Below are 16195 nucleotides of genomic sequence, written 5' to 3'. Positions count from 1 at the left end.
CCAAAACCACAAAGGAGGATTTAAAAATGGCTAAAAAAGTCGAAAAACTTGTAAAATTGCAAATCCCTGCTGGTAAAGCTACACCAGCTCCACCGGTTGGACCTGCTCTTGGTCAAGCTGGTATCAACATCATGGGATTCACAAAAGAGTTCAACGCTCGTACAGCTGACCAAGCTGGTATGATCATTCCAGTTGTTATCTCAGTTTACGAAGATAAATCATTTACTTTCATCACTAAAACACCACCAGCTGCTGTTCTTTTGAAAAAAGCTGCAGGTGTTGAAAAAGGATCAGGTACACCTAACAAAACTAAAGTTGCTACAGTTACTCGTGCACAAGTACAAGAAATTGCAGAAACTAAGATGCCAGATTTGAACGCAGCAAACGTAGAGTCTGCAATGCGTATGATCGAAGGTACTGCTCGTTCTATGGGATTCACTGTTGTTGACTAATCAATAACACAGTAGAAAATCTCACAGCAGTCTATTAGTTGCTTTTCATACTAGGCAAGTGACTAAAGCTTGTACTTGGGTACAGCAAGGAAGCTTAACGAAGTAGGAAAAGAAAAATAATAGACTGAAAACCCGCAAGACTTCATCATTTCGAGGAGTGACGTGGGAGATGAAAATCGATTGAACCACTTACAAGGAGAATAGAAAATGGCTAAAAAAAGCAAACAACTTCGTGCTGCTCTTGAGAAAATCGACAGCACAAAAGCATACAGCGTAGAAGAAGCTGTAGCACTTGCAAAAGAAACTAACTTTGCAAAATTTGACGCAACTGTAGAAGTTGCTTACAACTTGAACATCGACGTTAAAAAAGCTGATCAACAAATCCGTGGAGCAATGGTATTGCCAAACGGTACTGGTAAAACTTCACGCGTTCTTGTTTTCGCACGTGGTGCAAAAGCTGAAGAAGCAAAAGCTGCTGGTGCAGACTTTGTTGGTGAAGATGACCTTGTTGCTAAAATCAACGACGGTTGGTTGGACTTCGACGTAGTTATCGCTACACCTGATATGATGGCTCTTGTTGGACGTCTTGGACGTGTCCTTGGACCACGTAACTTGATGCCAAACCCTAAAACTGGTACTGTAACAATGGATGTTGCTAAAGCAGTTGAAGAGTCTAAAGGTGGTAAAATCACTTACCGTGCTGACCGTGCAGGTAACGTTCAAGCAATCATCGGTAAAGTATCATTTGAAGCTGAAAAATTGGTTGAAAACTTCAAAGCTTTCAACGAAACAATCCAAAAAGCAAAACCAGCTACAGCTAAAGGAACTTACGTAACAAACTTGACTATCACAACTACTCAAGGTGTTGGTATCAAAGTTGACGTAAACTCACTTTAATCAGTAGTTTATATCATAGAACGAGTACTAAAGTGCTCGTTTTTTTGTTTTGTCTCTTTGTCAACTGTAGTGGATCGCAGAAAAGCTAAGTTCGAGAAAGGACACATTTCGTCACTTCTTTTTTTCATTGTTCGATTGTCAAATGTTTATCCTTTGTGGTAGATTTGTTTTTCATCTCTATGCCTTTCTTGTGTTTGTGGTGAACAAAAAGGTGTTTTCTTATTCCTGCATTAGCTAACAAAACAGCTTTAAGCCTCTTATCAAATGAAATCGAGGACTAGCTATAACCTAGTTGAACCTTCTAACATTTAGGAAGAATAGGTGGCTAAGTTCATTATAGAACTTTCAGATAGTTACCGCCATTTATTATTACCCTATTTTGCATATCTATCCTTAGAATCTTTTTTAAATTGATGTATAATGAAAAGAGTTGTATAATTTACCATAAATTAATATACTAATTTAAAAATGTAAAAAGAAGGGAATATGAATTTCAAAACTACTGGAGAAGAAAGGAATATGAATTTCAAAACTACTGGAGAAGAAAGACAGAATTTCTCGTTAAGAAAATTGGCAGTTGGTCTTGTATCTGTGGCAGTTGCGTGTTTCTTTTTGATGGGAACTGGCCTACAGACTGTATCTGCCCAAGAATCTCATACCGTTAATTATACTTATGTTTTAGAGTCGGATTTGACTGATGAAGAGAAGGCTCTCTTGATTACATCCCTACCACAAGTAGCGGAAAAAACAGACGCTACCTACTATCTGGTTTATCGAGCAAATCAAGTATTGCCCAATACGGGTACTAGCTCTCCATTAGGGACTGTTGCCTTGGTGGCAGGCCTTAGTTTGCTGGTCGTAGTGGTTCTTAAGGGACGTGATGGCAAGAGCAAGATTAGTCGATTCTTGTTAGTAACCGGTCTAGGAAGTCAGTTGCTGTCTCCAACTGCCCTTGCCTTGACTAGTGAGACACTGGCTGCCTACAACACTCAACTATCGGTCCATTCAGGAGATGCCTTGCCAGCTCCGGTTGATATTCCTGGATATACTTATCTAGGATTTGTAGAAAACAAACTAGCTCATTCTGTGCCGACAACTAGCAAGCCAGCAGAATCTACTGGAAATCAAAAGGTTAAATCAGAAAACAGTCAATCTCAAGAAGTGATTGCAGCTCATTCAGCAGCTTTGACTATGGGAACTGAATTTGTCAAGCAGTCAAATGACAGCAAGTCTAACTTAGAAAATGTAGATATCTCAGCAACTAAGGCTCCATCTTCTAAAAATGAGGATACTAGTCAGCAACCAGCAGTTTCTCTAAGTCAGGAAAGCAAGGATACTAATGTTGTCAAAGGCGGGGAGGAAAACCAAAAACCAGCACCAGCTACAGAGTCTGCAACAAATTCAAGCCAAACTGATGGGAATCAAGAACAGACAAATCCAGTACCGCCAGCTTCGCAAAACCCAGTGGTAGAGAATCAGCAAGGAGGAACATCTTCTCCTGTAGAGCCTCAACCACAAGAAAACAATGAAACTGTAGTGCAAGCAAAAGATACGCAAGAGCCCGGTCATGAGGGTGAGGCCCTAGTTCAACCATCACAACCAGCCTACACAGATTCTCAGGAGGAAGCTCCAGTTGAGACAATAGTGTCAGAGTCTACAGAAGTTGTTAGCAGTAAGGACACGCAAGAGCCCGGCCATGAGGGCGAGACTTTAGTTCAACCCGTTCAGCCATCTTACACAGCCCCAATTAGTACCCAAGGTACGCAAGAGCCCGGTCACGAGGGCGAGGCCCTGGTTCAATCCGTTCAACCGTCTTATATAGACCCCGTTAGCACCCAAGGTACGCAAGAGCCAGGTCACGGGGGTGAGGCTGCTGTAGCAGAAGCCCTACCTGAACTGCCTTTGAAAAGTACTCTCCGAACAGTAACGGAAACCATTCCTCATGAAACTGAAGAAATCGAAGATGCGACCATCTTAAAAAATCGCCGAGAAATTGCTCAGAAAGGGAAAGATGGTTTACGTACAATCGAGTATGAAGATTATCTCGTAGATGGTAAGGTAGAAGCTAGTAAGGAAATCTCACGTACAGAACTAGAGCCAACCAAAGAGATTGTCAAGGTTGGTAGTCTTGTTAAAACCAAACCAACAGTTGAAATTACTAATCTTGTTACAGAGGAGAGCAAAAAAGCAGTAGCAGTCAACTATCACTTAGATGATCCAACGTCTGCTTTTGTTAAGGCTAAGGCCCAAATTTACCAAAATGGAACATTGGTCAAAGAGGTGAATTTGAAAGATCCATCAGTCCAGCAAACGATTGATGGCTTGGACTACTATACTCCTTATACAATTAAGACTTATCTAACCTATAATCTAGGTCAATCTGATCAGGAAAGTACAGAAGTATCGACGAAAGATTTTCAGTTAGACTATAAGAAAATTGAAATCAAAGATATAGATGAAGTCGGTCTCTATGGTAAGGAAGATGGTCACTACCGTCGTTATTTGAATTTATCAGAAATACCAAGTGATTTGTCCCCTTATTTTGTCAAAGTCAAATCAGACAAGATGAAGGAAATGTTGCTACCAGTTAGCTCTATTAAGGAAACAGCTGATGGGAAATATAAGGTAACCGTTGCCTTCAATGAACTGGTTCAAGAGGAGGGTTCAACATACAAGGATAACTATAGTTTCACAGTTGATAAGCAAAAACAGTCCAAGAATGGAGTTTATACTTCCTTCAAGAAACTGATTGCTGCCATGCAGGACAATCTCGCTGGAACCTTTAAACTTGGAACTGATATGACAGCTGATGAGGTTTCCTTAGCTAGGAGACAAACCAGCTATGTGACAGGTATTTTCACTGGTAATCTTATCGGTGCGAGTGATGGAAAACCGTTTGCGATTTATGACCTTAAGACAGCCTTGTTTGATAACTTGACCAAGACTACTGTGAAAGATATTGATCTTAAAGCGGTAGCGATTAAGAGTCAAGAAGACACAGCCAGCCTAGCAAAAGTGGCTACTAACAGCCAGATTAGTAATGTAGCTGTAGAAGGTCAATTGACAGGTAGCAAGTCAGTTGCAGGTTTGGTAGCGAAGTCTCAAGATACAGAAATAAGCAATAGTTCCTTTACAGGTAGCATTCAGGCCAAGCATGCGGATGCTTCTCCTTACTATGTGGGAGGTATAGCAGGGCTCCTATCTGGTAATAAGGCTAAGATTGATAAGGTAGCTGTTGAGGCAAGTATTTCTAGCAATGCCCGCAACAATGACCAATTTGCTGGAGGTATTGTAGGGAAAGTTCAAGGTGGTGCTTTGGTCTCTCATGCGCTAGCAAGTGGAACTATTCTCAATACGACAACCTATCCACGCGTCGGGGGGATAGCTGGCTCTACATGGCAAAATGGCCGTATCCATCATGTCGTTAGCATGATCAATACTGGAGCTGGCTATGCCATCACAGGAGACCAGTATAAGGGAACGGACATCAAAGACGCTAGCACTACCGTTGATAACAAGAAGGTAGATCTCTATGCAACCCCAATCACCCAAGACCAGGCTAGAGAAAAGGTTCAGTCTTATGGTATGACAGTGACACTAGATGATACAGGTCAAGAACTAAAGGACAATCAACGAAGTGTGGACTATACTCAGTTAAACCAAGGTCAAGCTAGTCGAAAAGTCGCTTATCACAATATCGAGAAGTTGATGCCTTTCTACAACAAAGAGTTAGTGGTTCAATATGGAAATCAAGTCGCTCCTACTGATAAGTTCTATACCACAGAACTGCTGGATGTCGTACCCATGAAGGACAATGACATCATCACAGATATTCAGGCCAATAAAGCAGAGATCAATAAGCTTATGTTGCATTTTGCTGATAATACAATCAGTTATCTGGATGTCACCTATAAGGAAGACTTCAAAAATACACAAATTGCAGAGTACAGCGTAGCAGGCAAAAACTTTATCTTTACACCAGAAGCCTTTTTATCTGACTATACGAAAGTGACCAATCAGGTCCTAGCAGATTTGCAAGGAGTCGAATATGACTCAGCAGATATGAGAAGAGTTTTCGGCATTGAGGCAGATGCTTCACTTGATCCGCTATATTTGGATAAAGAATTTGAAAAAGTTAAGGCCAATATCGGCGAACATCTCCGTAAAGTGCTAGCCATGGACAAGTCTATCAATACGATGGGAGATAGTGTAGCAACCTACATCAGCGAGAAAATTAAGAATAACAAGGAAGCTTTCTTGCTTGGTTTGACATACCTCAATCGCTGGTACAATATCAACTATGATCACATCAATACCAAGGACCTCAATACCTATAAATTTGACTTTGACGGCAATAGCAAGGCTTCAACCTTGGATACCATCATTGCCCTAGGTCAGAGCGGTATGGAAAACCTCAAGGCATCAAATAATACAAGTGCCTATGAAACAACATTGGCCGCTGCAAAAGGTCGTAAGACAGTGACTGATTTACTAGAGTCTTACAGAAAACTCTTCCTACCAATTAAAACCAATAATGAATGGTTGAAGACAAATACCAAGGCCTATATTGTAGAGAGCAAATCAGCTATTCCAGAAGTGCGTGCTAAACAAGAGTCAGCTACACCGGATAGTAAATATACACTGGGAGTCTATGACCGTATTACGGCCCCAAGTTGGAAATTAAAAAATATGCTCCTACCGTTATTAACATTGCCAGAAGAAGATGTTTATGTGATTTCAAACCTTTCTACTTTGGCCTTTGGTGGCTACGAACGCTATCGTGACCGTGTTAATAATACAGTCTTGTCAGGAGAAGAACTGCGTCAGTATATTCGTGGCAAGGTCGACCAGTCGGCTGAATGGCAACGAGACCACTACGATATCTGGTACCATCTCCTTTCACCAGAATACAAAGAAAAACTCTTCCGTTCAGTCATGGTTTCAGATGGTTTTGGTATGAAAGATAGCAATAGCAAGTATTACTGGGCTACCCTGTCTGATAAGGCCATTGCTTCTATTCTACAACTTCTTTGGACCAACTGGTAAGTGGTATGGGGAAAGTAAAGGAGCTGGAGCCTATGCCAATGGTTCTGAGGTTCACTATGTCAGCGACCGCTTGTTAGATCAGTACGGAACATCTGTCTATACCCATGAAATGGTTCATAATTCTGACGGACATATTTACTTTGAAGGAAAAGGTCGTCGTGAAGGATTGGGAGCAGAGTTGTATGCCTTAGGACTGTTGCAATCTGCTGACAACCTAGATAAGGATGCTATTGTCTTGAATACTCTCTATAAAGGGGATAAGGATTCACTAACTCGCTTGCATACTTATGACCCGACAAGCCGCTTCACATCAGCTGCGGCCTTGTAAGAGTATGTTCACGGTATGTACGATGTCTTGTACACCTTGGATGCTATGGAAGCCAATGCTATTTTAACTAAGTCTAATGATGTCAAGAAAAAATGGTTTAGAAAAATAGAGAATTTCTACATTGAGGACAAGTACCATAAACAAACTCATGCAGGAAACTCTGTTCGTCCATTGACAGATGCTGAAGTAAGTAAACTAACTAGTCTGGATGCCTTGATTGACAATGATATCATCAACCGTCGGGCTTACTGTGATAAGAGTGACTATACTCGTAATGGCTATCATCTTATCAGCATGTTCTCACCGATTTATGCTACACTCAGTAATCCAAAGGGTGCACCTGGTGACATCATGTTTAGAAAGACAGTCTACGAATTGTTGGCAGAAAAAGGATATCAAGATGGCTTCTTACCATATGTATCCAACCAATACGCAGAAGAAGCTAAACGCAATGGGGACATCACCTATTCAGATTGGCACGGAAAAGATGTGGGACTCATCACTGATAGCCTCGTCTTGAAAAATGTCTTTGCCAACAAATACGTTTCATGGGCTGATTTCAAGAAAGATATGTTTGATCAACGTATTCGTAAGCAAGATCAGTTGAAACAAATCACCATTCAGTATGAACTTGGTGTACCAAACAGCAGCAAGGAGATTACAATCCGTTCAGCTGCCCAAATGCAAGAACTCATCGATCAAGCAGTGGCGAAAGATGTGGCTAACATTGACCGTACGACAAGCCATGCTCCTGCAAGTTGGGTACACTTGTTAAAACAAAAAATCTACAATGCCTACCTACGTAGCACAGATGATTTCAGAGAATCGATTTATAAACAATAAGAAAACTCCCCTAAGCTATCCTGTCTAAACCAGTCCATCTTGCGGATGGTCAGTCTTTGTGATAGAATAGCATAAAGTCCTTTTGAGGGGGAACTTGCTAGGAAATCCCCAAGCATTGTAACGGATGAACCACCCTCGCCTTTTTGTGAGGGTGGTTTTTCCTTTGTAAGTAGAAAATAAGAGAGAAAGAGTGTATAGCATGTCGAGAATTGTTACCATTCATCCAGCCAAGGAAATCCGTCGCTATGGCTTTGAGAGTACCCAGGTCTATCGAGCTCGTATAGCACGATATCTGGGTTTGGAATATGTTCACCTTCTATCGAGTCCTTAGCTTCGTCCTGACTGGAAGAAAGATTTAATCAAGTTAGGATTTTTAGAAAAAGAACTGATTTTCGTCCCTCATATCTTTTCGGATATAGAGCAGGCGGACTATGTCAGTCAAATGCAGAAAATATCGCCCTGACGGCTCACTATTCACTAGAGAAAGTGACCCAAAGATACCGCGAACTACTAGATAGCAACTTCTATGATGTTGTAAGTTGATTAATCTAGCTTTTCTCACTAGTCTAATACAATAGAAAATTAAAGGAAGACTCTATGAAAGCAACATCTAAACCCATAGCCGTCATTTTAATCCGCTCGGGTTCACGTGGCTTAGTGGATAAAAATATCAAACTGCTTGCAGGCAAACCCTTGGTTTTCTACACCATAGAAGTTGCTCTAGCCTCCAAGCTATTTAGTGACATCTGGGTCTCCTCAGACTCACTAGCCTATCTAGAACTCTGTCGACAAGCCTATCCAGAGATTCGTTGTGTCCACAGACCAAAAGAATTGGCCCTATCAACAACCTCTAGCTTAGAAACCTTACGAGACTTTTTACAGCCCTTTGAGAAAGAGCAAGTCTTTGTAAATCTACAGGTGACCTCACCCTTGAGAGAGGTGGAGCACCTCGTTGAGTCCTACCAACTCTACTGTCAGTCTGGCGCCGACCACTTGATTTCCTGTGTTAAAGCGGACAAGAGTCGTAGTCTTTTCTTGCAGATGGCAGAGTCGCCTTTTATCCATCCGCCTCAAGTTTCCAAGCACTATGCTCGGCAGAAAGAGCCTGTCTATTACTATCCTAACGGTAGTATTTGGATTTCTCGAAAGGATCGTTACCTACGAGATGAGACTTTTTACACAGATAAGACAGTAACCTATGAAATGCCCAAACTCTATTCTTATGATATTGACGATGCCTTGGACTTTGAAGTCGTTGAGACCTTGCTGCACCATCACCACCTAGGAGAATCAAAAGGATGAAGATCTCATCGTTGCTACAATACCCTTGCCGGTGAATTGACGCTTTTTTAGAAGGATTCGGCTAGGTCTACCAGTCGTTTCAAGCTAAAGAAACTTAGAAAGTCAGATTTCTTCATTTTGTTTCTGCAATCAGAGTGAGCTGGGGAATCATAGTCCAGTTTAGCGATAATTTTATTGTGTGTATCCCTATTAACGACATCTATAATTTTGATACCAGTGTCTTTAATGTTTAGTAATTTTTGTAGTGAAATATAATTGTTCCATTTGATTCTTTCTAATGAGTTATTTAGTTGCTTTTCATGATAGCTCCTATGGGGCTTTTTTTCTATAACAAAATAGGCTCCATAATCTCTACAGGGGATTTAGCTGCTACAAATATTATAGAGATGGAATTTTAGTTTTCAAATATTTTCTGAAAATAGTTTTTCTAATATTTGATAAAAAATGGAAAAAATTATTTTAGTATTAATAAAAAAGGATAAATACCTAAAAACAAAAATATATTTACTATTATAACCAAGAGAATAAGTTTGAAATTTAAAATTTATTTATTTATTATAGTGTAAATTTTAGTCAAATTGCTTGCTTGTAAGGAGAGAATATGATATCATGAAGCTGTGTATAGAGTACAAATTCTCGATATGCAAAACATTATTATGTTAGGTGTTTTGAAGTGCCGATTTTTTGTGCTAAGTACATTAAAAAGTGAAATAATTTATAAGGAGGTTGTTACTCGCATGCAAGGGAAACAACAAGATTTTCGAGCGGAGAAGTACATTCGTTACGGCATTCGTAAGTACAGCTTTGGAGCGGCATCAGTAGCGATTGCGGCTGGTTTAATGTTCTTAGGTAATGGTGTAGTATCAGCGACGGAAGTACAATCAGCTGAAACAGCTATTACAACATCTGCTTCTAGTCAAGGTGACAAGGAGACGGAAAAGGCTGAGCCTAAAGCCGAAACAGTAGAGACTGCGAAGCCAGAAACTGTGAATCCAGAAACTGTGAATACAGAGTCTGTGAATCCAGAAACTGAAAAAGCTACAGAAGTGAAACCTGAAGTTAAAGTAGAAGATACTAAAAAAGTAAACAAGGCTATCCTTGAAGCAAGTATTGCTACTTTGGAGTCTAAACTTTCAACTGCAAAGTATGCAGATGCTACAGTAGTAAGTTCAGCTAAGGAAGTATTGGCTGCAGCTAAAGCGACTCTTGCAAAAGCAGATGCTGGTCAAGCAGATCTAGATGCCCAAGCAGAAACTGTATCAGCATTAAGCACAGTTGTAACAGAGTCAAACACTGCTGGTTTTGATAAAAAACAAGCAACTGAAAAAGAAGCGGCAAAAGCTGAAGCTGACAAGAAAGCAACTCCAGCTGAAAAAGCTCTTTCAGTAGCTACAACAACTCTTATACAAGTATCGTCAGAAGCTGAAGTAACTAATAAATTGGCTGAGACTGAACTTTCTAAGGCTGACGTCAAAGAGGAAAACAGGGCAGCAGTCACAGAGGCAGTCGCTAAAAACAAAGTAGTTCTTACTGAAACTAAGGCTCTTTTAGCTGATAAGAGTGCTACAAAAGAGCAGGTAGATGCTCAATTGGAACGCCTTAATGAATCAATCCTCGCAGTTTACAATGAATTGAAAAACGCAGGAATCGGCCGTGACGGTAAGTTTGCAGTCAACTTGGCAGATGCTCAAACAACAGCTCTTAAAGATGCAAGTACTGAAACAGGTGAAAAATGGCTTGCAGACCATGGATACACATCTCTTGCAGATATTCCTATCTTAAATAAAGGGAAAGACGATAAAGCTATCCAAAACTTAGGAAAACAAATCCAATGGTTAGATTTCACTGATACAACAGCTTGGACAGATTTAAAATCAAATGGTCAGTTACAAGTGGGTTCAGTATTTACAAAAGAATTAATGCCTGGTTATATCGTTAAAATGACGGTTAAGGAATTAAAACCATTCCATGCAACTGAGATTTATAAAAATCGTGTAGCTGGTACTGCAAATGAAGATACTTATGATTCATCTGCACCAAACGTATTCAAAGATGGACAAGCGAATGGTATTGGTGGATCTGCTCAAACGAATTGGTCTCATATTAAAAATGCCGGTCTTGATTTAACTCCACATAAAACTACTATAGCTGGAACAAATGATAGAGCAGAACAAAAAAATGGTACTATTGGAGGGGTAGTTTTTAAAGTTGAAGCTACTTACAATGGTAAGGAAACAAAACCTGGTATCGTTATGACTACAGGGGAAGATATCGGGGATGCTGAATCTGAAATTTATACAACAAACGGTACGCCATGGGATTTAGTTGCAATGGTTGGTAATGAATCAGAAACAAAACCATACGGTCCATTATCGAAATTAAAAAATGTAACAAGTCCAAACTTGTTTTCTACAGCAAGTGCAGGAGTACAAAAAGCGTTAGCTAATGGTGCTTTTTCAACACCTGATGCAGCAACAGCTGGTCTTGGATCACAAGTATTTGGTGGATACCAAGATAATGGTGGACGTGCAACCCCTATCGTTGCGACTGCTGGTCCTTCTGAAGTAGGAATGTTTATGATTTCTGGTGGTGCCCAATCGTCTATGATTGGTATTAAGTTATCTGATTTTGGAGATCTTCCAGAATCATATGGAACAGCAGAGCACTTTATTAGAACAGAATCATTAAACTACAAAACAAACACAATCGAAGAAATCCAACAACCATACTTAGGGAAAGTAAAAGCAGACCCTGAGGCAGTTAATGGTACTCGTGTAATTGGAGTGGGTTCAGATGATGAAACGGACTCTGCCGATGAAGGTGTTGATCAGTTAGTTTCTGCAGAAAACGTCGTAAACAATAAAGATACAGGACGTCCAGAGGTTCAATTAATTAGAGGACCAGAAAATACATATAAAATTAAAGTTCTTGCCTCAGCAAATGGAAATGATAAATATAAGGGAACATTAGAGAATGCATATGTTCGTGGATTTATCGATTTCAATGGAAATGGTAAGTTCGATAAAGGTGAAGAATCAAATGTCGCAGAAGTAACTTCAAACGGTCAAGAAGTTGAGTTAACATTTACGAATACTCAAGTAGTGGATACAAGTAAAGATGTTGTAAACTTCCGTGTTCGTATCGCAAAAGATCAAAAACAAATTGAAAATCCAACAGGAATTGCATATACAGGTGAAGTAGAAGATAACCAAATCCAAGTAGTTCACCCACCACGTGGAGACTATGAAGAAACAACTGGTAAACAAGGTGAAAAACAAAACATTGGTATCGAGTTTATTAACCGTGTGCCAGCTGATGCTGCTGAATTAGGTTCTAACAATGGTAAAACTACATTCAATGCCTATGGTAAAATTAGTTACACTGAACAACGTAACTCAATTAGTTTAGCATCAACTAAGAAAGTGCAAACTGAAGGTGTCATGATTGTTAAACCAGATGGAACTTTAGCTAAGACTTACACTAAAGAAGGTCAAGGTACTTATGAAGTAACAGATACTGGAATCACATTCACTCCAGAAGCTAACTTCGTAGGTAAAGCTGATGGTATCGTACTTCGTGCGGTAGATACTAACGGTGAGTCTACTGGATGGACAGCTTTAACAGCTCAAAACCAACTTGAGAATGTTAATGATGGTACACATACAACTGCTACAAAAACTATGGATGCTGTTTACGTACCAAACGTAACTCCAAAGGAAATCACTGCAAATCCTGAAACATCAACAGATATTCAAGGGAAAGAACAGAAGAAAACACCTAAATTCACAATTGATGTAGACAAAAATGGTGATGGTACAACTCCAGATCCAGTAACACCAAGTGCACAATACCCAGCTAAATTGGTAGATCCAAAAACGAAAGCTGAAGTTAACTCTGTAACAGTTGAAGGAGAAGGAACTTACACAATTAATCCTGAAACAGGTGAAGTAACATTCCAACCACTTCCAACATTCAAAGGGACTGCAACAGGTGTTGATGTAACATTAACAGCACCAGTAGGTCGAAACAAAGATGGACAAGATGTAACAGCTAAGGCTACTACAAAATACACTCCAACAGTAACAGCTGTAGAACCAACAGCTAAACCGACAGACTCAGCAGGCGTACAAGGTGAAACTCAAAAAGGAACTCCTACATTCACAGAAGGAAATGCAGAAGTGCCAATCAAAGAAAACTCTCACAAACTTCTAGATAAAGAAGGAAATGAAGTTCAACCTGGACAAACAACTCCAGCATACGCTGAAGACGGAGTAACTCCAGTAGGTACTTACTCAATCGACCCTGCAACAGGTGAAGTAACCTTCACACCAACTGACAAAAAATACACTGGTAAAGTAACTCCAGCTAAAGTTCAAGCAGAAGATAAAAACGGAACGAAAGTAAACACTACTTACACTCCACACATCGTAGGTGTCACACCAACAGCAACACCAGCGGAATCTTCAGGTATCCAAGGTGAAGTACAAGATGGAACTGTAACATTCACTAAAGGTGAAACTACAATCGAAGGTGAGAAAAAATCAGTACCAATCAAAGCTAACTCAGCGGTTCTTCTTGATGCTTCAGGTAACCCGGTAGCGGCAGGTACTCCAGTAGACGCTCTAGATCCAGAAGGAAACAAAGTAGGGGAATACACAATTGACCCAGCTACTAACAAAGTAACCTTCACACCAACTGATAAGACTTATGTTGGTAAAGTTCAACCTGCTAAAGTACAAGCTGAAGATGAAAATGGAACAAAAGTACAAACTACTTACACACCAACAATCGTAGGCGTAACCCCAACAGCAGAACCAGCTGAAACAACAGATGTACAAGGTGTTGAACAATCTAAAGAAGTAACATTCAAACCTGGTAAAGCAACTGTTAACGGTGTTGAAAAAGAAGTACCACTTAAAACTGATTCATTTACACTATTAGATGAAGATGGACAACCAGCTACATCAGTACCAGCTAAAAACCCAGCGGGAGACGTTATCGGTACTTACACACTTAAAGTTGTAGACGGTAAAGTAACTGCAGTATTTACACCAACTGATAAAACATATGCAGGAGAAGTTGAACCAGTTACTATCCAAGCTAAAGATACAAATGGAACTCCAGTAACGACAACTTATACTCCAAACATCACTCCGGTAGAACCAACAGGAACACCAACAACATCTGAAGGTGTACAAGGACAACCTCAAGAAGGAACTCCAACATTCACTCAAGGTGACGATAAAGTTCCTATGAAGATTGATAATGAGCAACCAGCGAAATTGATTAATCCAGATACTGGAAACCCAACTGATGAAACAACAATTCCGGCAAAAGATGATAAAGGAAACACAGTTGGTACATACACTATCGAACCAACAACAGGTAAAGTAACATTCACACCAAACAAAGACTTTGTAGGTACTCCAGTACCAGCGACAGTTCAAGCGAAAGATGCGAATGGAACACCAACAACAGCTACATACACCCCAACAGTAACACCAGTAGTTCCAACAGCAGAACCAGCTGAAACAACAGACATCCAAGGTAAAGAACAAACTGGCAAACCAACATTCACACCAGGGGCTGATGAAGTACCAATGGATGATGATACTCCAGCGACATTCGAAGATGGTTCAAAAGAAAAAGTAATTCCAGGTGAAGGAACATACACAGTTGCACCAGATGGAACAGTGAAATTCACACCAGAGAAGAACTTCACAGGTAAAGGAACAGGCGTAACCGTTAAACGTGTAGATAAGAATGGTACACCAGTAACAGCTAAATACACACCAACAGTAGCACCAGTAACACCAACAGGAACAGACGCTGTAACAGAAGATGTTCAAGGTTCAACTCAAACAGGTAAACCAGTATTCACACCAGGTAAAACAACAGTTAACGGTGAAGAAAAAACTGTAGAATTATCTGATAAACCAGCTAAATTGGTAGATCCGAAAACAGGTGATCCTGTTGATTCAGTAACTATTGAAGGTGAAGGAACATACGAAGTAGCACCTGACGGAACAGTTACATTTACACCAGAGAAGAACTTCACAGGTAAAGGAACAGGTATCACAGTTCAACGTGAAGATAAGAATGGAACACCAGTTAAAGCCACTTACACACCAGTTGTGAAACCAGCAACACCAACAAGTTCAGATGTTATCACTACAAATGTTCAAGGTGCTACTCAATCAGGAACACCAACATTTGAAGGTGGAAAAGTAACAGTTAACGGTGAAGAAAAAACTGTTGAAATCGACGAAACAGTTAAACCAACATTTGACGATGGTACAACTGAGAAGAAAGTACCAGGTGAAGGAACATACACGATCGATGAGAACGGCACAGTAACCTTTACCCCAGAGAAAAGATTCACTGGTCAAGCAACAGGTGTAACTGTTAAACGTGTAGATAAGAATGGCACACCGGTAACAGCTAAGTACACTCCAGTAGTTGTTCCAGTAACGCCAACTTCAAAAGACACTGAATCAGAAGGTCCAAAAGGACAACCTCAATCAGGAACACCAACATTTGAAGGTGGAAAAGTTACAATCAACGGTAAGGAAGTTCCAGTTGAAATCGATGAAACTGTTAAACCAACATTTGACGATGGCACAACTGAGAAGAAAGTACCAGGTGAAGGAACATACACAATCGATGAAAACGGTAAAGTAACCTTCACACCAGACCCTGACTTCGTAGGTAAAGCAACAGGTGTAACAGTTAAACGTGTAGACAAGAACGGCACACCAGTAACAGCTACTTACACACCAACAGTTCGTCCTGATACTTCATTTGTTGATAAAGATGGTAACCCACTTTCACCAACAGAAGATGGAACTAAACCAACTAAAGATATCCCAGGATACAAGATTGTTAAGACTGAAGTGGATGAAAAAGGAAATACAAAACACATCTACGAAAAAGTCACAACTTCATTCAAGGATAAAGAAGGAAACGTAATTCCAAACTATCCAACAGAGGATGGCGAACAACCTAATAAAGATATCCCAGGCTACCGCTTCGTAGAGACTAAGAAACTTCCAAATGGAGACACAGAACACGTCTACGAAAAAGTCACAACTTCATTCAAGGATAAAGAAGGAAACGTAATTCCAAACTATCCAACAGAAGAAGGCGAACAACCTAAGAAAGATATTCCAGGCTACAAATTCGTAGAGACTAAGAAACTTCCAAATGGAGATACAGAACATGTCTACGAAAAAGTTACAACTTCATTCAAGGATAAAGAAGGAAACGTAATTCCAAACTATCCAACAGAAGAAGGCGAACAACCTAAGAAAGATATCCCAGGCTACCG

The 16195-nt window shown here is 40.1% G+C and carries 6 protein-coding genes and 2 pseudogenes; 7 read left to right on the top strand and 1 reads right to left on the bottom strand.

Annotation, left to right across the window (positions count from 1 at the left end):
- Window positions 1-26: 26 nt before the first annotated feature.
- From rplK to O3664_RS08175, 6 genes and pseudogenes are all read left to right on the top strand, one after another.
- Window positions 27-452 (top strand): 50S ribosomal protein L11, encoded by a 426-nt coding sequence (rplK, locus tag O3664_RS08200; protein WP_001085807.1) that lies wholly within the window; start codon window positions 27-29, stop codon window positions 450-452.
- 207 nt (window positions 453-659) lie between these two features.
- A complete protein-coding gene (rplA, locus tag O3664_RS08195) occupies window positions 660-1349 on the top strand; it encodes a 50S ribosomal protein L1 (RefSeq protein ID WP_001085675.1) in 690 nt (229 codons plus the stop codon).
- Window positions 1350-1868: 519 nt separating this feature from the next.
- Complete coding sequence (locus O3664_RS08190; protein WP_371613882.1) at window positions 1869-6395, top strand: ZmpA/ZmpB/ZmpC family metallo-endopeptidase; 4527 nt, start codon at window positions 1869-1871, stop codon at window positions 6393-6395.
- Window positions 6358-7566: pseudogene (locus O3664_RS08185) on the top strand (ZmpA/ZmpB/ZmpC family metallo-endopeptidase). The gene O3664_RS08190 and the pseudogene O3664_RS08185 overlap by 38 nt, the downstream one beginning before the upstream one ends.
- A gap of 199 nt (window positions 7567-7765) precedes the next feature.
- Entirely contained in the window at window positions 7766-7897 is a 132-nt protein-coding gene (locus O3664_RS08180) for a hypothetical protein (RefSeq protein ID WP_261113938.1), read from the top strand.
- A gap of 266 nt (window positions 7898-8163) precedes the next feature.
- The gene (locus O3664_RS08175) at window positions 8164-8868 is read left to right on the top strand and encodes a cytidylyltransferase domain-containing protein (protein ID WP_084928872.1); all 705 of its coding nucleotides are present in this window, start codon (window positions 8164-8166) and stop codon (window positions 8866-8868) included.
- 33 nt (window positions 8869-8901) lie between these two features.
- Here the strand turns inward: O3664_RS08175 and O3664_RS08170 are convergent.
- A pseudogene (locus O3664_RS08170) lies at window positions 8902-9132 on the bottom strand (ISL3 family transposase); the annotation flags it as partial.
- Window positions 9133-9605: 473 nt separating this feature from the next.
- Here O3664_RS08170 and O3664_RS08165 point away from each other — a divergent pair.
- Window positions 9606-16195, top strand: a 6590-nt coding sequence (locus O3664_RS08165) for an Ig-like domain-containing protein (RefSeq protein WP_371613881.1), incomplete at its 3' end; no start/stop codon positions are given.

Origin of the sequence: Streptococcus sp. 27098_8_109 (genome assembly GCF_041432295.1) — a bacterium.
In the GTDB taxonomy this organism is placed as follows: Bacteria; Bacillota; Bacilli; order Lactobacillales; family Streptococcaceae; genus Streptococcus.
Note: the sequence above shows the minus strand (reverse complement) of the source record. Positions and strands in the feature narration are given on the sequence as shown.

Bases quoted from the DNA above. Each gene is read 5' to 3' on its own strand.
- O3664_RS08190 (WP_371613882.1), top strand. From the start codon at position 1,869: ATGAATTTCAAAACTACTGGAGAAGAAAGACAGAATTTCTCGTTAAGA.
- rplA (WP_001085675.1), top strand. From the start codon at position 660: ATGGCTAAAAAAAGCAAACAACTTCGTGCTGCTCTTGAGAAAATCGAC.
- O3664_RS08180 (WP_261113938.1), top strand. From the start codon at position 7,766: ATGTCGAGAATTGTTACCATTCATCCAGCCAAGGAAATCCGTCGCTAT.
- O3664_RS08175 (WP_084928872.1), top strand. From the start codon at position 8,164: ATGAAAGCAACATCTAAACCCATAGCCGTCATTTTAATCCGCTCGGGT.
- rplK (WP_001085807.1), top strand. From the start codon at position 27: ATGGCTAAAAAAGTCGAAAAACTTGTAAAATTGCAAATCCCTGCTGGT.